Origin of the sequence: Olsenella sp. KH3B4 (assembly GCA_900111695.1) — a bacterium.
GTDB lineage: Bacteria > Actinomycetota > Coriobacteriia > Coriobacteriales > Atopobiaceae > Tractidigestivibacter.
Genome location: FOHD01000002.1, coordinates 136,367 through 159,554, shown reverse-complemented (window position 1 = coordinate 159,554; position 23,188 = coordinate 136,367). Strand labels below are relative to the sequence as shown.

General features: G+C 63.3%; 19 protein-coding genes. 5 read left to right on the top strand and 14 right to left on the bottom strand.

Annotation, left to right across the window (positions count from 1 at the left end):
- Positions 1-4: 4 nt before the first annotated feature.
- From BMX94_RS02660 to BMX94_RS02635, 6 genes are all read right to left on the bottom strand, one after another.
- Positions 5-1,348 carry a serpin family protein gene (locus tag BMX94_RS02660; RefSeq protein WP_091003131.1) on the bottom strand — a complete coding sequence of 448 codons (1,344 nt, stop codon included), beginning with the start codon at positions 1,346-1,348 and terminating at the stop codon, positions 5-7.
- Between the two features lie 186 nt (positions 1,349-1,534).
- Positions 1,535-2,602, bottom strand: a complete 1,068-nt coding sequence (locus BMX94_RS02655; protein ID WP_091003129.1) for a hypothetical protein — start codon at positions 2,600-2,602, stop codon at positions 1,535-1,537.
- Positions 2,595-3,101 carry an RNA polymerase sigma factor gene (locus tag BMX94_RS02650; protein WP_218138446.1) on the bottom strand — a complete coding sequence of 169 codons (507 nt, stop codon included), beginning with the start codon at positions 3,099-3,101 and terminating at the stop codon, positions 2,595-2,597. Before BMX94_RS02650 ends, BMX94_RS02655 begins: the two co-directional genes overlap by 8 nt.
- Positions 3,102-3,540: 439 nt before the next feature.
- Positions 3,541-4,551 carry a DMT family transporter gene (locus BMX94_RS02645; protein ID WP_218138445.1) on the bottom strand — a complete coding sequence of 337 codons (1,011 nt, stop codon included), beginning with the start codon at positions 4,549-4,551 and terminating at the stop codon, positions 3,541-3,543.
- A gap of 221 nt (positions 4,552-4,772) precedes the next feature.
- A complete protein-coding gene (locus BMX94_RS02640; RefSeq protein ID WP_091003125.1) occupies positions 4,773-8,519 on the bottom strand; it encodes a phosphoribosylformylglycinamidine synthase in 3,747 nt (1,248 codons plus the stop codon).
- Between the two features lie 244 nt (positions 8,520-8,763).
- Positions 8,764-10,425 (bottom strand): putative manganese-dependent inorganic diphosphatase, encoded by a 1,662-nt coding sequence (locus BMX94_RS02635; protein ID WP_091003123.1) that lies wholly within the window; start codon positions 10,423-10,425, stop codon positions 8,764-8,766.
- A gap of 317 nt (positions 10,426-10,742) precedes the next feature.
- Here BMX94_RS02635 and ettA point away from each other — a divergent pair, with 317 nt between their 5' ends.
- Both ettA and BMX94_RS02625 read left to right on the top strand, forming a co-directional pair.
- Entirely contained in the window at positions 10,743-12,422 is a 1,680-nt protein-coding gene (gene ettA, locus BMX94_RS02630) for an energy-dependent translational throttle protein EttA (protein WP_091003120.1), read from the top strand.
- A gap of 175 nt (positions 12,423-12,597) precedes the next feature.
- Positions 12,598-13,575, top strand: a complete 978-nt coding sequence (locus tag BMX94_RS02625; protein WP_091003118.1) for an L-lactate dehydrogenase — start codon at positions 12,598-12,600, stop codon at positions 13,573-13,575.
- Between the two features lie 90 nt (positions 13,576-13,665).
- Here the strand turns inward: BMX94_RS02625 and BMX94_RS02620 are convergent, their stop codons facing one another.
- Complete coding sequence (locus tag BMX94_RS02620) at positions 13,666-15,108, bottom strand: glycosyltransferase family 2 protein (protein WP_091003117.1); 1,443 nt, start codon at positions 15,106-15,108, stop codon at positions 13,666-13,668.
- Between the two features lie 67 nt (positions 15,109-15,175).
- Here BMX94_RS02620 and BMX94_RS02615 point away from each other — a divergent pair, with 67 nt between their 5' ends.
- Together BMX94_RS02615 and BMX94_RS10495 are read left to right on the top strand one after the other, a co-directional pair.
- Positions 15,176-16,594 carry a polysaccharide deacetylase family protein gene (locus tag BMX94_RS02615; RefSeq protein ID WP_218138444.1) on the top strand — a complete coding sequence of 473 codons (1,419 nt, stop codon included), beginning with the start codon at positions 15,176-15,178 and terminating at the stop codon, positions 16,592-16,594.
- A 174-nt stretch (positions 16,595-16,768) separates the two neighbouring features.
- Positions 16,769-17,128 carry a hypothetical protein gene (locus BMX94_RS10495; RefSeq protein ID WP_143052250.1) on the top strand — a complete coding sequence of 120 codons (360 nt, stop codon included), beginning with the start codon at positions 16,769-16,771 and terminating at the stop codon, positions 17,126-17,128.
- 28 nt (positions 17,129-17,156) lie between these two features.
- On the opposite strand, the gene BMX94_RS02605 is transcribed toward BMX94_RS10495, so the two are convergent.
- Positions 17,157-17,408, bottom strand: coding sequence for a hypothetical protein (locus tag BMX94_RS02605; RefSeq protein WP_143052249.1), 252 nt, complete (start codon positions 17,406-17,408; stop codon positions 17,157-17,159).
- Positions 17,409-17,882: 474 nt separating this feature from the next.
- Positions 17,883-18,806: a DMT family transporter gene (locus BMX94_RS02600; protein WP_091003112.1), complete on the bottom strand. Its 924-nt coding sequence runs from the start codon at positions 18,804-18,806 to the stop codon at positions 17,883-17,885.
- A 154-nt stretch (positions 18,807-18,960) separates the two neighbouring features.
- Here BMX94_RS02600 and BMX94_RS02595 point away from each other — a divergent pair, with 154 nt between their 5' ends.
- Positions 18,961-19,818 carry a LysR family transcriptional regulator gene (locus BMX94_RS02595; protein ID WP_091003111.1) on the top strand — a complete coding sequence of 286 codons (858 nt, stop codon included), beginning with the start codon at positions 18,961-18,963 and terminating at the stop codon, positions 19,816-19,818.
- A gap of 52 nt (positions 19,819-19,870) precedes the next feature.
- Here the strand turns inward: BMX94_RS02595 and BMX94_RS02590 are convergent, their stop codons facing one another.
- The 5 genes from BMX94_RS02590 to BMX94_RS02570 all read right to left on the bottom strand — a co-directional run bounded on the left by BMX94_RS02590 (position 19,871) and on the right by BMX94_RS02570 (position 23,178).
- Positions 19,871-20,668 carry a metal ABC transporter permease gene (locus BMX94_RS02590; RefSeq protein ID WP_091003109.1) on the bottom strand — a complete coding sequence of 266 codons (798 nt, stop codon included), beginning with the start codon at positions 20,666-20,668 and terminating at the stop codon, positions 19,871-19,873.
- A gap of 3 nt (positions 20,669-20,671) precedes the next feature.
- The gene (locus BMX94_RS02585; protein ID WP_091003107.1) at positions 20,672-21,379 is read right to left on the bottom strand and encodes a metal ABC transporter ATP-binding protein; all 708 of its coding nucleotides are present in this window, start codon (positions 21,377-21,379) and stop codon (positions 20,672-20,674) included.
- Complete coding sequence (locus BMX94_RS02580) at positions 21,376-22,350, bottom strand: metal ABC transporter substrate-binding protein (protein WP_091003105.1); 975 nt, start codon at positions 22,348-22,350, stop codon at positions 21,376-21,378. Before BMX94_RS02580 ends, BMX94_RS02585 begins: the two co-directional genes overlap by 4 nt.
- Positions 22,351-22,415: 65 nt before the next feature.
- Positions 22,416-22,760 carry a hypothetical protein gene (locus tag BMX94_RS02575; protein WP_091003103.1) on the bottom strand — a complete coding sequence of 115 codons (345 nt, stop codon included), beginning with the start codon at positions 22,758-22,760 and terminating at the stop codon, positions 22,416-22,418.
- Positions 22,753-23,178, bottom strand: a complete 426-nt coding sequence (locus tag BMX94_RS02570; RefSeq protein WP_286159991.1) for a Fur family transcriptional regulator — start codon at positions 23,176-23,178, stop codon at positions 22,753-22,755. The genes BMX94_RS02575 and BMX94_RS02570 overlap by 8 nt, the downstream gene beginning before the upstream one ends.
- Positions 23,179-23,188 lie beyond the last annotated feature (10 nt).

The window sequence follows — 23,188 nt, the reverse complement described above, 5'->3', positions numbered from 1 at the left end:
GCGCCTACTCCACCTGCGTCAGAACACCCGCAAACAGTGGCGTCAGAGTCATGTTGTCGATGATGAAGTAGACAAAGGGTCGGTCTAGGATGACCTCCCGGACCTCGGGCTCATCTGGCGTTGCAGTTGAACCGGCCTCGCCTATTGCGGTAACCGCTGCCGCCTTTGTGCCTGCCTCATTTACGTCAATGAAGGTCTTTTGGAGCACGGCGCTAATGGCAAGGTTGCCGTCCTTGAGGGTGGCCATGCGCGAGAAGTTGGCGAGGTTTGCGTCGAAGGCATCGCGCACGCCCATGGCTATCAGCTGGTCGTTGAGCGTGGTCTGGTAGTCAAGCGAGAACTTGGGGAGACCGGCTGATACCTCGATGTTGGGGACGGGGTTGGTGATCATGCCGTGCAAGGATGATCCGTCTAGCGATGCCACAAGGTCTGCGAGCCGCACATCCTGCTTGGGGAGCAGCGCGACAAAGGCAAAGTTGTGGTTCTCAGAGGGCTTCAGGAAGCCCTCTGCAAGGCTGTTCTCGAGGTAGGCAGTCTCGTGCGAATGCATCATGCGGACGCTCTGCTCGTCTCCTTTCTCGGTGGCGAAGGTGTCGCCCTGCACGTCGCTTTCCTCGTACGGTTCTTGCCAAACATCATCAAAAGCAAGGGCGTTAATGAGAAAGAGCTGATCATCTGCGGCGATACGGTCCACAAGCTGGTCGATCATGCCATCGGTCTTGGAACTGACCCAAGAATTGATGTCTTCGGCGGTCGTTGGGTCGAACGGCGCCGAGAACGCCTGCGCGTCAAAGGAGTCTTTGCAGGCGGCGAGGTAATCCTCCGAGACGCTGAGGTCATCTGACGACCTCAGCCAAATGGAGTTTGCGCACTTGAGGGCAAGGGCGTCACCCTTCTGCTGCGTGTCGTAGAGGTCCTCGCCAGAGATGCGACGGACGCAAGCGCCCAGGTAGGTCGCAAGCGAGTCGATATCCATGCCCGTTGCGGTCCCTAGCTGGGAAAGCGTATCGCCTGCGGCACCGGCTCCCGCTAGGGCCAGGGCAAAGAGCGCCGAGAGGGGAGAGACAAGCACGTTTGTCTGCTGGATTGTGGGATATGTGCCCTGAAGCAGACGAACAGCAAAGTCAAACGGCGCGTGCGTTGCCGTCTGGCCTGCAAGGGTGTCAGCGATGGATTCTTGCTTAAGTGCAGCTCCCTCGACGCCTGCGGTAAGCTCCGTGGCAGAGATGTCTGGGGCATTATCCTGCGCATTATTGCTGCCGCAGCCCGTAAGCGCCGTACCAAGCGAGAGCGCTGCAGGCATACCGAGGAGCGCAAGGGCAGTGCGTCGTCCAACGAGGCGTTCCATGGGGACCTCCTTCGCATTGCGTAACGCAATTATACGTAGAGGAGTCCCCGGGTTTTGCCTGTGAGCCGGCGAATGAGTGTCTTTGCACGTAGATTGGAGTTGCCAGCTAGTGAGCTAGCGCTTGCGGGCATCGAGACGGTGTTGGTTGAACCGTGCAGATCATAGCTGCGGTGCAGCGGTCGATTCCTATTTCTGCTCGAGCTCAGTTAAAACGAACAGGTCAGGTGGCTGGCTGTAGATGTATTGGATACGCTCTTGTGCAGCGGCATAGTCATCCGCATGGTCTGGGTCATCACGGTAGCAATTGATGGCTGCTGTGGGCTTGACCTGAGAATCCAGCCATTCGTCCAAAACGTCGTCAAAATCCTCTCGCAGAGAGATGGAATACGCGTGACTCTGCGCGCCACCCTCTTGGAGGTGTGCTGTCATGGTAAGAGTGGTTGACGCCAACAAATCTGCACTTCGTTTTTCGAGGAGCCTATGAAGCGCATTGTCGGCTTTGGCTTGCTGGACAGCGTCTTCCCAGGTTGATGCTCCAGAATGGCCCATTTCGGATAGTTGCTGAGAGAGCGCCTCCGCCGCATCGAGAGCATCGTCTGTAGGAAACATAGCATACAGAGTTCTGTTAAAGGCCCGCTCATCTGCTGCTTGCCCATCATAAGCCACTACGTAGCTTGTGGCGGTACCATTATCCTCTGGAAGCGGTTCGTTCTCGCCTGTCTCCCCATTATACAGTGCATCGAACCTTACGATAGCTTGCCCAGTCGCTTCTTGATCAGCCACACGACTTACGTTTGGCCCAGAGAGTGAATACTCAATTGATGTGATTCCATCTCCCATGCAGGTAAGGTCGATATCTCTCGAGGCATACCACGTTCCGGTATCTGTGGTGCCCGCTGATCCAAGGGTGCTAATGAATCTCGTGGTAAGCACGCTTCCGTCCTCCTGGGGCATGCCTTCGGCGTATGCACGCAGCACAAAAGGATTACTCGGGCTCTCTGTAGGAGAATCCTGGTCGTTCTGCTGATTTCTACCGAGAATCGCCAAACCCAACAGAGAAGCGGCAACGCCTGCTGATACGGCGCTACCCCACAGGAGATTTCGTCTTGTGACGGATCGACCAGTTCCGGTCCGAACGATTGCGGCGTTATCCGTTTGCCGAGCCTTGCGTTCAACCCCTTCTCGCACCTTATTGGGAAGCCGTACCTCCTTGGCCAGTGCTTTGAGCTCCCTCTCTAGCCGCTCGTCACTCATAATTACCCTCCATTCCCATGGATTCGAGATACCTCTTCATCTGCAATCTTGCTCTGTGGAGTCGTGTACGCACAGTGGCAGGTTGACAGCCCACAATCCTGGCGATTGTCCCGGTTGGGTATTCCTCAACGTAGTGAAGAAGAGCGACCACCCGCAGCTTCTCGGGCAGGGCCTTGAGCGCCGCCCAGACAGGATTCTGCGCAAGGGCATTTACCGCTGCTTCCGCAGGATCGAGATCTGCAGAGGGGATTGCAGCGATCATCTCATCGGATGGGGCAATACGCTTGCGCCAAGGAGACCTATACAGCTCACGGCAACGATTGATGGTTACGCGCAATAGCCAGGCATGGAGGTGCTCTTCATCGGCAAATTCCGTTTCGCTCGTAAGAAGGCGCAGGAATACGTCCTGAGAGACGTCTTGAGCATCGGTACGAGAGCGAGTCTGACTAAGGGCAACAAGATAGACGGCGTCTCCATGGAGGTCCATTGCATGACGCATGAAGTTTTCGCTTCTGCAGCCCGAAGTGTGATGCTTACCACCTCGCATTTGTAATCTCCGCTTCGTCTCGTGGCTGTATACTTTCTACACGCTTCAATAGAGTCGGATGTTCCCTAAAAAAGAGAAAAATCGGTGACCGCGTCTGATGGCTCTGCTTGGCTTTTTCCAACGCGTCCGAGCTTTTCTCGTGGGGTATATGGCGCTCTGCGCAAGATGATTGGCCTAAACTACGTGCAAAAACTGAGATATGTGGGTTATTTTCCCGTCGCGGAGCTTATCCGGAAGTCGCGGATGAGCCGTGGACAGAGAGATATCAGAGTTATCCCTGTTGCCAATCTTTACGAGCATGTCCAGAGGGAATCGTGGGTCGTGTGCTGGCCCTTGTTCCCAGCCCGACTTATACAGAACCTCGCTTTTGCGCGCAGATCGGGGGCGTTCTCTAACGCGCCTCGCTCCTCGAGGCGTCCTTTGCGCCCCCAGCCCTCGTGCCCACCCGGTTCACCACCACAATGCCGGCGCTCACCAGCACCAACGCGCAGATGGAGCGCACGGGGTCAACCTGCTGGTACTCGCCGAGGAGCACTGCAGAAAGCACGAAGCCAAACACCGGGTTCATGAACCCATAGACAGAGATGCGCGAGACCGAGTTCACAGAGAGCAGCAGCGACCACACGCTGTATGCCGCAGCCGAGATGAAGGCCATGTATGCCAGCAGCGCAATGGCACTCGGCCCAGTGGGCGAGAGGACCCCGCCGCCGGCCACGCCCATCGCCATGAGACCAAGCCCACCCAGCACGAATTGCCATCCGCTGAGAAGCACTGGGTCGTGTCGCGCGGAGAGCTGCTGGATAAGACAAGATGACGTGGCCGAGCACAGCGTGCTCAGAAGGATCATCCCCTCGCCGTCTGGCGAGAAGGAAAACGAGAGGCTGCCCAGACTGCCGCCAAGGTTGATGAGAACCACACCTGCAAAACCCAGAAGGCAACCCACGACCTTCCTGCTGGTTAGCCGCTCCTGGCGAAACGCCAGCGCCGAAAGCAGGATGGCAAAGAAGTTGGCGCTTGCCTCGATGACTGAGCTTGTGGTTCCCGCGGCATGCGCAAGTCCCAGGTAGAAGAAGGCGTACTGCCCAAAGGTCTGGAAGAGCGCGAGCAGGCAAATGGCGCCCAGGTCGGAGCGCTGAGGCACAAGCGCCATCTTGCTGGTGGCGCTCACAAAGAGGATGACCATGACCCCGGCGAGAAGGAAGCGCGTTCCCGCGAAGAGCATCTGGGACGCTGTGTCGGCACCCGCGATGCCAAACAGCCCGTAGCCAATCTTGATGCAGGGGAACGCCGACCCCCAGAGCAGGCAACAGAACGCGGCGGCGAGAAGGGCGCCCCACGTGCTCGTGAGGAAGCGCTCGCGTCGCTCGCTCATGTGGAACTCTGCGCTGTCTTCTCGTGCCATGTTGCTCCTCTCGCGTAGCCGGCGAACCAGTATACGCGGGCGGATCGCCTCGCGCAGGCTTCCGCAAGATGGTGACAACACCGGCATCCTCGCAGCAACGTCAGCCGGTAAGAAAGCGACCCCCAGGGAGGGCCTCAGCCCTTGTCCCCCCAGGGGTCGTGGGTTTGATGCACTTCGACGCCTGGGGGACAAGGGCTGAGGCCCAGCCTCCCTAGCTGCGCTTACGCGAAGTAGCTCACACCGCCCTCGAACAGCGGCTGGTACGCGTTGCCGGGCACGTTCTTGTAGAGGCCCTCTCCGCTGCGCTCGGTGTGACCCATCTTACCCAGCACGCGGCCGTCGGGCGAGGTGATGCCCTCGACCGCCATGAAGGACCCGTTGGGGTTGGAGCGCAGGTTCATGGACGGCAGTCGGTCGGCGTTCACGTACTGCGTGGCAATCTGCCCCGCAGCCTCCAGGCGCTCCAACTCGTCGGCGGTGCAGACGAAGCGTCCCTCTCCGTGGCTGATCGCGATGTTGTGCACGTCGCCAACCTTGCACTTGGAGAGCCACGGCGAGATGGTCGACGCCACGCGCGTGCGCACGAGGCGGCTCTGGTGGCGCCCAATGGGGTTGAAGGTGAGGGTGGGGGAGTCCTCGCGCGCGTCCACGATGTCACCGTAGGGAACAAGCCCCAGCTTGATGAGGGCCTGGAAGCCGTTGCAGACGCCCAGCATGAGGCCGTCGCGCGCCTGGAGCAGGTCGCGTACCGCCTCGGTGACGGCAGGGTTGCGGAAGAAGGCCACGATGAACTTGGCCGAGCCGTCGGGCTCGTCGCCGCCGGAGAAGCCACCGGGGATGAAGACGATCTGGCTCTCGCGGATGGCGCGCACCATGGCGTCGACGCTCTCGGAGACCGCCTGCGGCGTGAGGTTGTTCACGACGACCGTCTTTGCCACGGCCCCCACGCGCTCGAACGCACGCGCGGAGTCGTACTCGCAGTTGGTGCCGGGGAACACGGGAATCACCACGCGCGGCTTGGCGAAGCTGGCACCTGCCGTGTGGCGCGTGGGCGTGATGCCGGCCTTCTCGGGATCAAACGAGATGGGCGCGCACGCCGGACCCTCGGCCTTGCCCAGGTACGGGTACACGCCAGAGAGCGCGTTCTCCCAGGGCTTTTGCAGGTCGTTCTGGATGGACATGCGCTCGCCGCAGGCATAGAGCGCGTACTCCGCGAGCGTCTGGCCAAACGCCGCAACGGTCACGCCCTTCGGTGCCTCCGGCAGGCTGGCGCCCTGCGCAAGCTCAATCACAAAGCTGCCGTACGCGGGGTTGAGCAGGGCCTCCTCGGTGAACTCGGGGCGCACGCGCAGGCCAATGAAGTTGCCCACGCACATCTTGAACATGGCCTCGGCCATGCAGCCGTAACCCGGCGTGCTCACCGCGCGCGCGGCGCCGGAGCCAATGAGCTTCTCGACGTAGTCAAACGCGGCGAGAAGGGACTCCGCCGTGGGCGTGATGCCGTCGTCGGCGTACTCCGGCACCACAACAATCACCTGGTCGTCGGCGTGCTTGAACTCCGGCGAGGTCACGCGGTCGACCTTGCCCAGGCCGGTGGCAAACGAGACCAGCGTGGGCGGCACGTCGAGGTCCTCGAACGAGCCGGACATGGAGTCCTTGCCGCCAATGGAGCCAATGCCCAGGTCGAGCTGAGCCATGAGCGCGCCGAGAAGAGCGGCCGTGGGCCTGCCCCAGCGCTTGGGGTCGTCGCGGAGCTTCTCGAAGTACTCCTGGAACGTGAGATAGAAGTTCTTGTGCTCGAAGCCCATGGCAACGAGCTTGGAGACGGACTCAACAACGGCCAGGTAGGCACCCGTGTACTCGTCCTCGCTCATGAGGTAGGGGTTGTAGCCCCACGCCATGCCCGAGCACGTGGTGGTCTCGCCGTCCACGGGGAGCTTTGCCGCCATGCCAAGCGCCGGCGTGAGCTGCGTTGTGCCACCAAACGGCATGAGGACGGTCGCGGCGCCAATGGTTGAGTCGAACCTCTCTGCCAGGCCCTTGTTGGACGCCACGTTGAGGTCGCTCACCAGCGAGACCATCTTCTGCGCAAAGGTGTCGCCGGCCCACTCGTGGTGGTACTCGTGCGGTGCGCAAACGCGCACCGAGGTCGACTTTGGCGCGCCATTGGACGAGAGGAACTCGCGGCTCACGTCCACGATGGTCTTGCCGCGCCAGGTCATGCGCAGGCGGGGCTCCTCAGTGACCTCGGCGACCACCGTGGCCTCGAGGTTCTCCTCGCGCGCGTAGCCCAGGAACTCGTCCACGTCCTCGGGGGCCAGCGCCACGGCCATGCGCTCCTGCGACTCGGAGATGGCAAGCTCGGTGCCGTCAAGGCCGTCGTACTTCTTGGGCACGCGGTCAAGGTCGATGAGAAGGCCGTCGGCAAGCTCGCCGATGGCAACCGAGACGCCGCCGGCGCCAAAGTCGTTGCAGCGCTTGATGAGGCGGCACGCGTCGCCGCGGCGGAAGAGGCGCTGCAGCTTGCGCTCGGTGGGGGCGTTGCCCTTCTGGACCTCGGCGCCGTCCTTCTCGAGCGACTCAACGTTGTGTGCCTTGGAGCTGCCCGTGGCACCGCCGATGCCGTCACGGCCGGTACGGCCGCCGAGAAGCACGATCTTGTCGCCCGGGGCGGGGCACTCGCGACGCACGTGGCTGGCGGGCGTGGCGCCCACCACGGCGCCGATCTCCATGCGCTTGGCCACGTAGCCGGGGTGGTAGAGCTCGGAGACCTGGCCGGTGGCAAGGCCGATCTGGTTGCCGTAGGAGGAGTAGCCGGCCGCCGCCGTGCGGCAGATCTTGCGCTGCGGGAGCTTGCCGGGAAGCGTGCTCGACACGGGTGCCGTGGGGTCGGCGGCGCCGGTCACGCGCATGGCCTGGTACACGTAGCTGCGGCCCGAGAGCGGGTCGCGGATGGCGCCGCCGATGCAGGTGGCTGCGCCACCAAAGGGCTCAATCTCGGTGGGGTGGTTGTGCGTCTCGTTCTTGAAGAGGTAGAGCCAGTCCTCGTCGTGGCCGTTGACGTCGACCTTGGCCTTCGCGGTGCAGGCGTTGATTTCCTCGGACTCGTCCAGGCCGGTGAGCTGGCCCGTGTGCTTGAGCCACTTGGCGCCAATGGTGCCCATGTCCATGAGGCAGACGGGCTTGTCGTCGCGGCCGAGCTGGTGACGGATGTCCATGTAGCGACGGAACGCGGCCGCGACCTGTGGGTTGTCGAACTGGATGTCCGAAAGGCCGGTACCAAAGGTGGTGTGGCGGCAGTGGTCGGACCAGTAGGTGTCGATCATGCGGATCTCGGTGATGGTGGGCACGCGTCCCTCGCGCGCAAAGTAGCCCTGGCAGAACTTGGCGTCCGCCACGTCCATTGCCATGCCGCGATCGCGCACGAAGTCTTCGATGCCCTTCTCGTCCAGGTCGAGGAAGCCGCTCAGGACCTCGACGTCCGCCGGCTCCGGGTAGGCGGTGGAGAGGGTCTCGCGCGGCGCGAGCGACGCCTCGCGCGCTTCGACCGGGTTGATCACGTAGTGCTTGATGGCCTCGAGGTCGTCATCGGTGAGCGCGCCCTCCAGCACGTAGACCTTTGCGTTTCTCACCGTGGGGCGCTCGCCCTGCGAGACGAGCTGGATGCACTCGGCCGCCGAGGCGTCGCGCATGTCAAACTGGCCGGGCAGGGACTCAACGGCAAAGACACGCGCCCCCTCCGCCACCTCGGGCATCTCGCGCGTGGCGCGGTCGGTCTGGGGCTCGGAGAAGACAACCGGCACGCACTGCTCGAAGAGCTCCTCGGAGATGCCCTCGACGTCGTAGCGGTTGATGATGCGCAGGCCGGTGAGCGACGAGATGCCCAGCATGTGCCGCAGCTCGTGGCTGAGCGCCCGCGCCTCCCCGTCGAATCCGTCCCTTTTCTCAACGTAGATGCGCGAGACCATCGAGGCCACCTTTCCTGCTGGGTGTTGGCAGAGTGCGCCGCGGGTGCGACGCCGAGAAGGATCGCCCACCATTCTACGGCAGCTGTGTCGTCGGCGTCGGAAGGCGGCGAGCGCGCCACACATTCGTTGCCGAGCAGCTTGTGGCTCTGCGGTCGTGGCGGGTTCGCCTCTCGGGCCCTGCCGAGAAAAACAACCGCCCCGATCGCGGCGCGACCGGGGCGGCAACAAGCTCGGGCGAGAAGGGCTAGTCGTCCTCGTCGATCTTCTGGAGCGTTGCCATGATGGGCGGGATGATCTGCTTCTTGCGGCTCACCACGCCCTTGAGCAGCGCCATGCCATCTTTGGGCGTGACGTCGAAGGCCTGCGCCACCACGTCCTCGGCGCCGTTGCCATAGATCATGAGATCGGTGCTCTGCGACTTAACGTCGGTGAACATGTAGAAGATCATTGGCAGCTCCTCGGCCTTGGCGGCCTCGGCGAGGAACGGCCGCACGAGGTTCTCGGCAGCCACGCGGCTGTTCTTTGTCATGTAGCTGCCCTGGCCCACGCCAAACTTGGCGTTGCCGCGGCTGAAGACCTTGAAGTCCTGGTGGAAGACCTCCTCGGCGGTGCGGCCCGTGAGGTCGGCGCCGGCCTCGAACATGGAGTCGGCGTACGTCTCGATGTCCTCGCCGCAGATCTTTGCCAGCTCCTCGGCCGCATGGCGATCCTTTGCCGTGCAGGTGGGGGAGCGGAACGTCAGCGTGTCGGAGAGAATGGCGGAGAGCATGAGGCCCGCGATCTTGGGCGGAATCTCCACGCCGGCCTCGGCGTAGGCACTGTAGATGATCGTGCAGGTGCAGCCCACGGGTTCCGCGCGGTAGTAGACCGGCGCGTTCGTCTCGATGGTGCCAATGCGGTGGTGGTCGAGGATCTCCATGATCTCGGCCTGGTCAAGGCCGTCAACCGCCTGGGAGCGCTCGGAGTGGTCGACGAGAATGACGTGCTTGCGCTTGATGTTGATGAGGTTGGGCGAGCTCACCAGGCCAAAGTAGGCGCCGTTCTCATCGATGACGGGGAAGAAGCGGTGACGCGACTTTGCCATGATCTTGCGCGCGTCGTCTACGGACGTGTTGACCGAGAACTGAAGGATTCCCTTGCGGAGCATCTTGGCGCGCACCGGCACGGACATGCCGATGAGACGGGCGGCGGCAAAGGTGTCGTACGGCGTGGTGATGATGGTGCAGCCGTGGCGCTCGGCCGAGGAGATGACGCGCTTGGATACATTGGCGCCGCAGCAAATGACCAGGCAGCCGGCGTCGCACTCGACGGCAAACTGCTGCGTCTCGTAGCGGTTGGTGACAAGCACGATGTCGCCGGCCTTGATGGTGTCCTCCATCATCTCGGGAGTGGTGCCCACGCGCACGTTGCCCTTGGTGACGCGGCCGTTGGGATCGCCCAGGAGCAGCTTGCCGTTAAGGGTTTCGATGATGTTCTTGTAGGAGGTCTGGGCCTCGGAGAGCATGGCGGTGTCGAAGATGTCCATGTTCGCGTTGGCGACATCCTTCACCGCGATGAGGCCCTCGAGGTGCTTGTCCTCATCGGTGATGCAGAGCGTGTCCACCTTGGTGTCCTGCATCATGTTCCAGGCGGCGAAGAGGCTCATCTCGGCGTCGATGCCGGGCTGCTTCTGCACCACGATGTCCTTGATCTGCGGCGTCACCGAGGTGATGAGCGCCGGCTCGTCAAAGCCAAAGTGCTTGAGCACAAACGCGGTCTCGCGGTTGAGAGACCCCGCGCGCCTGGCCTCGTAGATCGGTTCGTCAATCTGGTTCTTGAGGTACGCGTATGAGATGGCGGCACAGATGCTGTCCGTGTCCGGATGCAAGTGGCCTATAACGTTGACCTTGCGGATTGCCTCTGGCATGTATCCCCCTCAATTCTCTGTGCATCATGCCTGCCGCCGGGGCGGTCGCGGCCGTACAGGTGTATCCCATCCACCCCGATTGTGCCACCGCTAGTAACAAAATAGATGCACGCATGGGCGAAACCGCAGGTTTTGGGCACGCAGTGGCACTCGATTGTGCATAAACGTTGAAGGGTGCGGCGCCTCGTGCCGCCGCTCGCGTGGTCGCCCGCTCGCCCTCCCGTAGAATGGTGGCAAACATGCGCCCGCAGCGAGCCCTTCTCGCAGCATGCGGCAACCCCATGCAAGGGCACCAAACGCCCCAGACAGGAGCAGCAATGGCAGAGTTCGTGTACCAGATGTACAAGGCCCGCAAGGTCGTGGGCGAGAAGGTCATCCTCGACGACGTGACGGTGGGCGTCTATCCCGGAGCCAAGATCGGCGTGGTGGGACCCAACGGTATGGGCAAGTCCACGCTCCTCAAGGTCATGGCCGGCCTCGAGGACGTCTCTAACGGTGAGGCGCGTCTTACGCCGGGCTATACGGTGGGGCTCCTGCAGCAGGAGCCGCCCCTCGACGAGGACAAGACCGTGCGCGAGAACATCGAGATGGCCTTCTCGGACGTGATCGCCAAGGTCAACCGCTTCAACCAGATCGGCGAGGAGATGGCAAGCCCCGACGCGGACTTCGACGCCCTCATGGCCGAGATGGGCCGTCTTCAGGACGAGATCGACGCCGCCAACGGTTGGGACCTGGACTCCCAGCTCTCACAGGCCATGGACGCCCTGCAGTGCCCAGACCCGGACGCCCCGGTGACCCAGCTCTCCGGAGGCGAGCGACGCCGCGTGGCGCTGTGCCGCCTGCTGCTCGAGGCGCCTGACCTGCTTCTTCTCGACGAGCCAACCAACCACCTGGATGCCGAGAGCGTGCTATGGCTCGAGCAGTTCCTGCACAACTACCCCGGCGCCGTCATGGCCGTCACGCACGACCGCTACTTCCTGAACGACGTTGCCGGCTGGATCTGCGAGGTTGACCGCGGCCAGCTCTACCCGTACGAGGGCAACTACTCCACGTACCTCGAGAAGAAGGCCGCCCGCCTGGAGGCGGAGGGCCGCGAGAACGCCAAGCGCGCCAAGAAGATGCGCTCCGAGCTCGAGTGGGTGCGCCAGAGCCCCAAGGCACGCCAGGCCAAGAACCGTGCGCGTCTGGAGCGCTACGAGCAGATGGAGGCCGAGGCCAGGGCAACCAAGAAGCTCGACTTCTCCGAGATTCAGATTCCCGTGGGCCCGCGTCTGGGCGCCAAGGTCCTCACGGTCGAGCACCTCACCAAGTCGTTTGGCGACCGCGTCCTTATCGACGACCTCTCCTTCGACCTGCCGCGCAACGGCATCGTGGGCGTCATTGGCCCCAACGGCGTGGGCAAGACCACGCTCTTCAAGATGATCGTGGGACAGGAGCAGCCCACCTCCGGAACGCTCGAGTTGGGCGAGACGGTCAAGCTCTCCTACGTCGACCAGATGCGCGCCGGCATCGACCCCAAGAAGAGCGTCTGGGAGGTCGTCTCCGACGGCAACGACTACATCACCGTGGGTGACACGGAGATTCCCAGCCGTGCTTATGTGGCAACCTTTGGCTTCAAGGGTACCGACCAGCAGAAGCCTTCCGGTGTGCTCTCCGGTGGCGAGAGGAACCGCCTGAACCTTGCCCTGACCCTTCGCCAGGGCGGAAACCTCCTGCTTTTGGACGAGCCCACCAACGACCTCGACACCGAGACGAGCGAAAGCCTGGAGGACGCCCTCGAGCGCTTCCCGGGCTGCTCGGTGGTCACGAGCCACGACCGCTGGTTCCTCGACCGCGTGGCCACGCACATCCTGGCCTGGGAGGGTACGGACGAGAACCCCGGCTGCTGGCACTGGTTCGAGGGCAACTTCGAGGCCTACCAGGCCGACCGTGAGCGCCGCCTGGGCCCGGAGGCGTCCAAGCCCCACCGCCTGCACCGCAAGCTCACACGCGACTGAGACATGAGACAAAGGGACAGTCCCTTTGTCTCATCAGATAGAGAGACTGTCGCGCCTTCTCGCTACCGGTCGGCGAGTGGGTGGCCGTGTGGCCGCCCGCTCGCTTGTGCGTGTCGTATTATTTCCCCTTGGTGAGCAGTTGCACAGTAGTTGTCCGTTCATCAAGGAGGAAACAATGCCCATTGAGAAGCCATACCAGACCCGCAAGGTGGTCATCATCGGCGCTGGTCGCGTTGGCAGCCACGTTGCGCTGTGCCTGATGTTCCGCCACCTGGTAAACGAGATCGTGTTTCTCGACGTTAACCGCGAGGCCGCTGAGGCCCAGGTCATGGACCTCGAGGACCTTGCCTCCGGCATGGGCGACTCGTTCAACATCCACGTTGGCGACTACGCCGACTGCGCGGACGCCCACTTCATCGTCCTCACCGCGGGCCGCAGCCGCAGGCCGGGCGAGACTCGCCTCGACATGCTCGGCGGCACCATGAAGGTGCTCGAGGGCATCGTGGGCCCCGTGCGCGACTCCGGCTTCAACGGCATCGTGCTCAGCGTCTCCAACCCCGCCGACATCGTGACCGAGTACCTGTACCGCAACCTCGGCCTGCCGCGCGAGCACGTCTTTGGCACCGGCACCGCGCTCGACTCCGTGCGTCTGCGCCGCATCCTCTCGGGCATCATCGACGTTGACGCCAAGCAGATCCAGGCCTTCTGCATGGGCGAGCACGGCGACTCCTCGTTCATCCCCACCTCGCACGTGACCGTTGGCTCCATCACGCTCCGCGAGTACCTCGCGATGAACCACCACTCCAACTCCAACATCGACTTCGACGACGTCAAGCGCATGGTCAAGGAGTCCGGCAGCAAGATCGTGGGCGGCAAGGGCTGCACCGAGTTTGGCATTGCCTCGGTTGTCTCCGAGATCATCACCGCCATCCTGCACAACGAGAAGCGCCTGCTGCCGCTCTCGGTGCACCTTGAGGGCGAGTACGGCGAGAGCGGAATCTCCGCTGGTACGCCCTGCATCGTGGGCGCCAACGGCATCGACTCGGTGCTCGAGATCGACCTCTCCTACGACGAGCGCCGCGCGATGCGCAACTCCTGCTCGATCATTCGTGGATACGTCGACCAGGTAATGCCCGAAACACCGGCCGAGTAGGGAAGTGCCTCTCGGCGCCTGTCGCAGTGACGGGTGCCGAGAGGGGGCCGGTGCCGTTACAGCGGCGCGTGCCGAGAAATGCCGGCCACCCTACGCCAGGGTGCGCCGAATGCTCTCGAGAGCCTTCTTGCGGTCGCTCCGATAGCGGTTTGCCTCGTCCTCGTCCATCGACGAGCAGCGCACGCGGTCGCAGTCGCGAAGCGCCTCGGCAATGGCCTCCATCACGGTCTGCGCCTGCTCGGTCGGCGTGACTACGAGGAGCTTGGTTTTTGTCGTCCCCGTTGCCGCAGCGCTTCCTGGTGCCACGGTGGCCACCGCCTCGTCGACCGCCTCTGTGCGCTCGACGCGCGTCTCCACGGTGATCAGGCGCTTTGCCTGCAGCCGTTGCAGGGTGCGCGCCAGCTGCAGGACAGAGAAGCCGCAGTAGTCCGCCAGCTCGTCTCGACCCGAGAAGACCGTCCCCAGCCGTACAAAGGCAAGGAGCCGCACGTCGCGTGGGGTGAGGTCAAACCGCGCGGCCACAAGCTCGAGGTTCCTCTCGACAAGCTTTTCCTCAAAGTACAGGCCGAGAAGCGCATCGGGCTCCATCTTGGGGTTCACGTAGACGGGCACGCGCTCCTCGCCCAGCTTGGCCGAGCGCTGCCACGGCATGATGTCGCCGTCCCCGGCGGACTCGATGTAGAAGCGATAGATGTCGGGGCGGCGCGCGCGGTAGTCCTCCTCGTCAAAGACCTGCTTGTAGAAGTCGTTGTAGTACTCGATCACGTTGAGCTTCATCTGCACGACCTTGGCGGGATTGGCGCCCTGGCTGGCCAGCGATCCCCTGGTTCGCACGTAGTAGTACACGGGGACCTGCAGCGGGTAGATGCGCTTGCAGTGCAGCTCGTACTCCATGTTGAAGATGAAGTCCTCGCACCAGCTGAGCGTGACGTCCATGCGAAGCTGGTACTTCTCGATGATGTCGCGGCGGTAGAGCTTGTTCCACACCACGCCAAAGTAGAAGTCCGAGGGGTTCTGGATCATGTAGTCGCCAAACTCCTCGCGCGAGAGGACGCCCTCGGCGTCGATGTCGCCCTTGCGCGAGACCTTGCTGCCAATCACTCGGTAGAAGTCCGCGATGACCATGTCGCAGCTGTTCTCCTCCATGGCGCGCACGAGAAGTCGCGTGGCCTCGGGCGCAATCCAGTCATCGGAGTCGAGAAACTGCACGTAGTCGCCGTGTGCGGCGTCAAGCGCCTTGTTGCGCGTGTCCGAGACCCCGGAGTTTTCCTTGTGGAGCACGCGCACACGGCTGTCCTTCTCGGCGTACTCGTCGCAGAGGGCGGGCGAGCCGTCCGTGCTGCCGTCGTCGGCGAGGATAAGCTCGAAGTCTCGGTACTCCTGCCCCAGGATGCTGTCGACGCACCTGCGCAGCGTCTCTTGGGCGTTGTAGACGGGAACGATGATGCTTACCTTGGGCATGGTGTCCCTCTCGACGAGGCCGTTGGATGGTCGCGCGCCGTGGTCGAGCACGCATGCCCAATTGTAGTCCACGGCCTTTGCTATCCTTTAAGGTCAAGAAGGCCGAGTTGGGCGGCCCTGGCTGGATTGGTGATGGCTCATGGTGCACAGGGAGAACAACTACAGGGGACGTGCTGGGCGAGACGACATTCGCGTCTCGCGATACGTGCCGGAGGAGCCTGGCGAGAAGGTCGCCAGCTCTGCGGATGGCACTCGCCAGCATGCGCAGCAGCACGGCACACACCGTCGCCGCCAGGGGGCGAGCGACGTGCGCGTGCTTCGACCTGCGGAGCCCTTGCACTCGCAGCCTCCTGCTAGGGCCGAGCAGGCTCGCTCGTACGCCGAGCGCCATCGCAAGGAGCGGCGCTCGCGGGCCGTGCGCATGGGGGTTCTTATCGCCGTTGCCTGCCTGGTTGCACTTGTCGCGGGCATCATTGCCGCCCGCGGTGGGGTGGGGCTCTCCCTGCCAGACGTCGGGGGCTCCGGGAGCGGGGACGCAAGCGCCTCTCAGGGCGAGCAGGGCACGGGCTCCCAGGGTACGGAACAGGTCGCACAGGCCGCGGGCGTCCAGAACGATGGCAGCATCGTGATGACGCTGGGCGGCAGCGCCGACACCTACGTCAAACGCGGCGAGGGCTACGTGGACGGCGGCTGCTACGCGCACGACCGCGCGGACGGGATGATCACGGACAAAGTCACCGCCTCGGGCGAGGTCGACACCACGACGCTTGGAGACTACACCGTTACGTATACGGTCGAGGACTCCGCCGGCATGGTGGCTACGGCCACGCGCACCGTGCATGTGGTGGACGACGTCGACGGCGGCTGGGATGAGGACGGCATCTCGGTCTTCATGTATCACGACGTCTACGACGCGGCCAACCCGCCCGAGGGTGCGTCGAGTGACCAGAACCTCATCTCGACAACGCTGCTCGATCAGCAGCTTTCCTGGCTCAACGAGAATGGCTACTACTTCCCCTCGTGGGCCGAGGTGCGCGCCTACATCGAGGGAGGCCACTCGCTGCCGGCAAAGTCAGTAGTGCTCACCTTTGACGATGGCTCCGAGGGATTCCTCACCTATGCAATTCCCCTGCTCGAGAGTCATAAGATTCCTGCCACCTCGTTTGTCATCTGCAGTGACGCCGACATCCAGGACAAGCTGAACTATGCTAGCCCGTATGTAGACTTCCAGTCGCACTCGTACGACTTGCACCGGGCGGGAACCTCGGGCAAGGGGCACGGCGGCCGCATCTACGACCTCACCTCCGACGAGGTCGCGAAGGACCTTGAGCAGTCTGCAGACGTCCTCAAGACCAGCGACGCCTTTGCGTACCCGTTTGGCGACGTCTCCGACGCGGCGCCCTCGGGGGTGGAGCAGGCGGGCTTTCTGCTTGCGTTTACCACGCAGTACGGGCAGGTGCATCCGGGTGATGACCCCATGCAGCTCAAGCGCATGCGCATCTTTGGCACCTATGAGCTGGGAAGCTTCGAGTATCAGGCGGCGCATGGAGTAGGGTAGGGCGCTGGCTCGCTTGTTCGTAGGCGCTTCAAGCTGCGTGTCAGTGTGCCGGAGCTTACGTGGCGTCGGGTTGCCTTGTTGGCGCGTGTCGGTATCATCGAAGTGCAGGCGGCGCGTCTTTCTCGGCGCGTCGTATCGTAAGGGGCCAGCTGCCCCAATGGGGGCGGAGGTCTCATGGCATTGTTTGGCAAATCTAAGGGTACGCGCGCGGCCTCCGGAGCCGTGCGCGTGCCTCCAACTGCGTCGCGGCATGACGGCAACACGGCAGGTCGCGATGGGAGAAGGCGCGCGCCGAGCGCATCGCCCGCTGCACCTGCGGTGCGTGGGGCCGCTCCTGCGCGGCGCGTTCCAGCTGCTTCTACGTATGGGACGGGTAATTACGGCGCGGCCGACGCGCGCGATGCCGAGGCGCTGGTGTATGCGCACCGTCGCCGCGAGCAGGCGCGGCGTGACACGCTGCGGGTTGTGGCAGTTGTCGCAGTGGCCGCGGCTGTGCTTGTTGTCGTGCTTGTTGTTGCGGGGGTGCTTGGGTAGCCGGGCGCTTGCCGGAAGTACTGCTCGACTAGCGGGGTCTGGCGATTGAGCTTGCTGCAGAGGGCGACGAGATAAGCATCTGTGCCATCGCGGAGATGGCAACTATGGCCAAGGCACAGGCCACGATGATGAGCAGCACGTAGGCAAGGGTGCGACCATCGATGCGTCCAAGGTTTGCTACCAGGTGGGCGAGACGCGACGGCTTGTGCGTTGGCGCAGGGGCCGGCGCTGCGCCCTTGCCCTGGTCAGCATGCATCTGACCTTTTGTCTCAAGCCCCATCGTGACGTCCTCATCTCTATAACCTGTTCGCTTGCATGCAAGTATGCGACAACTTTGCTTTCAGCTGCCTTGCCCTTTCAAGTTCTCTTGGGATTCCCACGGAGCCCAAGGTGCGGGTGATTGCCGACCTGGTCATGCGCCCCTCAGGTTTGGCGAGCACCCCGCAAGCCCGGCGAGCAATCGAAATTATTGAGCGTCGTGCACCACGCAAGCCCGGCGAGCAATCGAAATTATTGCGCGAAAATTCTTGTCAAGAGATAGTTTCCGCAGTTGATGAAAAAATAAGCAGGAATATCGTTCAATAATTGTGGGCGAGAACGGCCCCACAGTCGAGAACGGCCCCACAGGCGAGAACGGCCCCACAGGCGGGAACGGCCCCACATCATCGTTAAATGGCAACGAGGCAGATGCCGGTGCCCCGAAGGAGGGGCGAGCGTCCGCGAGAGGGGGGTATGGGCACTTCTCCAGCGGCTTCTACGCGGCGAGATTGCCGGCGGAGCGAGCGCTTGCAAGGCGGTGGCTGGTCTCCGTGGCACCATGGCGCTTGCCGGCGGCCTCGCAGAAGATCGCACCGCCCAGGATAAGTACCGTGCCCGCGACGTTTGCGGGCGTGAGCGCCTCGCCCAGGATGAGTGCCGAGAAGATCACGGCAGAGAGCGGCTCGAGGTAGCCCCAGACCGAGACACGCTGCACGGGCAGTTGCCCCATGGCGGAGAAGTACAGGTAGCAGCCAAAACCGGTGTTCACGAGGCCCAGGCAGAGAATGGCGGGCCAGTTTGCCGAGAAGGGCACGGCCAGCTCGGAGCCGTGGGCGACAAGCGCAAACACGGCAACGGCGGCAAAGCTCGCCACCAGCTGGATGGCCGATGCCTCGATGCCCGCCACGGCGTTGGACGCGCGCTTGCTGCAGATGACCATCACCGCGTACATCACGGCAGACATGCCGCCACACGCAAGGCCCCACGGCGAGAGCGCCGCGCCCTGTCCCTGAGCAACCACGAGAAACGCCCCGCAGATCACGGCCGCGAACCCTAGGAGCTTGGCGGGGGTGAGTCGCTCGTGGAAGAGGACGGGCGAGAGCGCCATCACGATGACTGGCCCGCAGTAGTAGGCGAGCGACGCAATGCCCACGCCAATGAGTCGGTATGCCTCAAAGAGGAAGATCCAGCCCACGCCCAGGGCGGCGCCGGACGCAGCAAGAAAGGCGGCGTCGCGCGGATGGTCGAGAAAAGCCGGGCGCTTGCGGGCACCTAGCACGATAAGTGCGAGCAGCGTGCCCCCAAGAAGGGTGCGGAGCAGGACAATCTGCCAGCTGGGAAGCGAGATCTGGCTAGCGATGATGCCGTTCGAGCCAAAGACGAGCAGTGACAGCAGGTACTTTCTCGACGCGCGCGACATGCATGACCTCCCACGGCACCCTAATTTCCTCAAACACTTTCGCAGAGTGTGTATGCTGAGAAAAGCGAATGTTTATCATGTAATACATGACGATTTGTTATGAAATTGCCAAGGCCGTCGGCAACGGTAGCGCTGCGCTCGAAGAAGGGGTCCCATGGACGCAAACATCCAGAAGTACCAAGCGTTTGTCGAGACCGTGCGTACGGGCAGCTTCACGCGGGCAGCGCGTTCGCTCTCCTACACGCAGTCCGGCGTGAGCCGCATGATCGCCGACCTCGAGCGCGATTGGGGCATGACGCTTCTCGAGCGCAGCCGAGCGGGAGTGACGCTCACCAGTGAGGGGCGCGCGGTGCTGCCCTTCGTGGAGGGCGTGTGCGACGATTATCGTCGCCTGGAGTCGCAGATAGATGACCTCAACGGGCTTGCCGCGGGCAGCATCCGCATAGGGACCTTCTCGTCTGTGGCCACGCATATCCTGCCCAAGGTCATTGGCCGTTTCCAGAAGGACTACCCGGCCATCGAGTACGAGCTGCTCATGGGCGACTACACCGAGATTGACGGGTGGGTGGCGTCTGGCCGCGTGGACTTTGGTTTTCTGCCGCGGGCGCCGCGCTACTCCGGCCTTGCCGAGCGCGTGGTGGAGCGAGACGAGCTCATGGCCGTGCTCCCAGCTGGGCATCGTCTGGCGGACGAGGCGGCCGTGCCCGTCTCGGCGCTTTGCGAGGAACCGTTCATCGTGCTAGAGCGCGGTCAAGACGACGAGATAACCCCCATCTTCGAGCGTGCGGGCCTCTCGCCCAACGCGCGCTTCTCCACCTGGGATGACTACGCCATCATGTCGATGGTCGAAAGTGGCCTGGGGCTCTCGATCCTTCCGGCGCTCATCCTGCGGAGGAACCCCTACGCCATTGCGGTCAAGCCGCTCGATCCGGCCACATACCGGGACATTCGCGTGGTGTACCGCGACGGCGCGCTGCCTCGAGCCGCGCGCCGCTTCCTCGAGTACCTGTGAGAAGCTGCTGCTGGCAGGTCTCCAAACGCGGCGGCCTCCCAGCAGCGTTGTCTTATGCCCCTCTTGACAGCCGTCTAACGACAAACATCAGCAATAAGAGACCAATGGCCACCAGGACTATCGTGCCGCCCGGCCTAAGTCCCAGATAATAGGAGGCGACAAGGCCGAGCGCCGTAGACGCCACGCCCGCAAGGCTCGAGAGGGCGCATGCCTGCCGCCAGCTATGCGCCACTTGCAGCCCGCAGGCAACGGGGACAACCATCATCGATGAGACGATGAGCGAGCCCACGGTGCGTGACGCCACGGCCACCACAAGGGCGACCACTACCATGAACGCAAGGTTAACTGCCTCGACGGCAACCCCCGCGGTGCGTGCCTGCCGCTCGTCGAAGGACATGAGAAATAAGCTTCTTCTCAAGGCAGCGCAGGCTACTGCGGCCACGACGCATACCGCAACGATAGTGACCACCTCGTTGTTCGACATGGTGAGAATGCTGCCAAAGAGGTAGCTGTTAAGGCTCGAGGCGTTGGAAATAAAGCCCGAGAGCACGCCTGCGGTGCCCACACCCACAGCCAGGATGACGGCCACGGCCAGCTCCGCCTGGCCTCTCAGGGCCCGCCGCGTGCCCTCTATGCAGAGGGCGCCCACAAGACACGCCACGATCGCCCCGGCTATGGGGCTCGCCCCGCCTACGAGGCCCGCGGCGACGCCTGCGAGCGATGCGTGCGAGAGAGCGTCGCCAATCATCGAGAGCCTCCGCTGCACGACGGTCATGCCTACGAGGGGGATCACGACGCCCAAGAGCAGGCCAGCGAGAAGCCCGCGCTGCATGAACGCATATTCGAGCATCGCCTAGCTCTCCCTTCTCGAAACCAGACCGTTCTCGACAACAAGGACGCTTCCCCCGAGGCCCCCAATGACCTCCTGGTCATGCGTGACGAGAAGCACTGCCAGCCCGCTGCTCGAGTGCGCGGCAGCAACCAGTGCGCAGAGCTCCTCGCGGCTCTCTCGATCGAGTCCCGTCGTGGGTTCGTCGAGGACGAGAAGCCTTGGACCGTTAGCCAGGGCGCAGGCAAGGCGGACGCGCTGGAGCTGGCCGCCCGAGAGCTCCCGTATCATCCGTGCGGCGTGTCCGGCCATTCCCACCCGCTCAAGGGCATGCAGGCTCCACTCGCGGCGCTGCGTGCGTGACGACCGGCGCCGCCTCGCGCCTGCGCCCTGGAAGGCACTGACAAGCTCGAGTGCCGTGGCCGGGAAGCGCGACACGGCCTCCGGGGGAAGCTGGGGGAGGTATCCCACAAGGTCCCACCTGCCAAAGCTCGAGGGGCTCTCGCCAAAGAGGCGGACGACGCCCGCCGTGGGCCTCAGCTCCCCAATGGCGAGACGGGCTATGGTCGACTTTCCCGCCCCGTTATCGCCCATAAGGGAGCAGACCTCGCCTGGCCCAAGCGACAGGTCCACCCCGCGGAGAACCTCTTCGCGGCCGTAGGAGAAGCGCACGCCCAAGAGCTCCACCGGAGGCACGCGTGGCTCGGGCACCTGGGACGCCACGGCCGTCATGCCAGCGCCTCCCTCAGCGCCGCGAGGTTTTCGCGCATGACGGAGAAGTAGTCCTCACCGTTGGCTAGCTCCTCGTCGGAGAGGCCCTCGAGCGGGTTGAGCACCTTGACCGTGGCGCCGGTCTCGCTGGCGATGGCCTGCGCGACCTTTGGACTTACAAGCTCCTCGGAGAAGATCGTCTTTACGTTGTTCTCGCGTACGAACTGGGCGATATCTGCCATCTGCTGGGCGTTTGGCTCGCCCTCGGCGTCGATGCCTGCAATCGCGAGCTGCGTGAGGCCGTAGGCGTCGCAGAGGTAGCCAAACGCCTCGTGAGATACCACGAGGTCCCTGTTCGAGAGGTTCGAGAGACCGTCCGCAAACTCGGCGTCGAGATCCTCGAACTCTGTCGCCCACCGTTCGTAGTTCGCGTCATACGTCTCGCGTCCGCTGGGGTCGAGCGCCACGAGGGCGTCGCGGATGGTCTCAAACTCGTGCTTGGCGGTTCTCGGAGAGAGCCAGACGTGCGGATCGGTGCCGGAGTCGCTCTCCTCCGCCTCGCTTTCGGGCAGCTCGCGCAGGTCGAGGCCGTCGCTTGCGCATACGAAGACGGGCTTCTCGTCCGAGAGGCCGTCCGCTACGTCAGAGACCCAGTGCTCCATGCCTGCGCCGTTGTAGACGAGCATGTCGCAGTCGATGATGGTGCGGATGTCCGCAGCCGAGGGCTCCCAATCGTGCGGCTCGGTCCCGGCGGGCACAAGGCAGGTGACGGTTGCCCGGTCACCGGCAACCTTGCTCGCGAAGTCGTACATGGGATAGAAGCTCGCGCAGATTGAGAGTGCGTCGGTGTCCTTGTCGCCTTCCTGCGCCGAGGTGCCGTTGCCGGCGTTCGAGCAGCCCACAAGGGCCGTCCCGGTCGAGATGGCGAGAAGGCCGAGAAGGGTACGCCGACCCATCGTTGGGTTGAGGCGTGAGCTTATGCGGTTGTTCATTCGGATGTCTCCAGTCTCATGGCTGATGGCAGTTGCGAATTGCGTTATGAGGCAGTCCGCACCCATCAGATGTCGAGTCGGACCCCCAGGAGGACGGGGGAGAGTACGACAAGGACAACGCCGACAAGAGACGTGGGATGCGAAAGGACCAGGCGCGCAGAGGGGACGCGTGGCGGCTGGGGCACCGGTGTGGCGCTGCGGCCAACCACTCTGGCGGCACCAGCCATGAGCTGGCAAATCGGGCAGTCCTCGCCCGTACACCGGTGGTGCACTTCTTTGCCAAGCGCTTCCGCCGAGAGGAACGTGCCCACAGCGAGAAGGACTGCGAGTGCGAGCGCGAATGTGCGGATGGCGACCGTACGATGGGCGTTGCCGTGGATAGCCTCACTGCCGAGGAAAGACTCACGCATGGGTTACGACCTGTTTTTTTGCGCAGAGGGGGCAGCGTCCGTAGAGCACGGTCCGAGAGAGGTCGATGGTAAAGCCGTGTACCGTGCTCACATGGTGGGAGAACTCCTGGAAGGCATCGCAGTCAATGGTTGAGACGTGGCCGCACTCTACGCACACCAGCTGACCTGCGTCCTCTTCGCCCTGGTTTACCAGGCGATAGAGGGCGACTTCTCCGTGAGGGGCAACGATTTTTGTCGCCATCCCCTCGCCGACGAGTGTCTCAAGGGTTCGGTATATGGTCGAACGGCCAATCTCGACTCCCTGGGATCTCAGCATATCGAAGGCCCCGTCGACGCTTACGTAGCGGTCGGTGTGTGCGGCGAGGTAGTCGAGGACGGCCTGGCGCTGGCGCGTGTTGTAGGTGCCCCTGGTTGCCACGCGTGTCTCC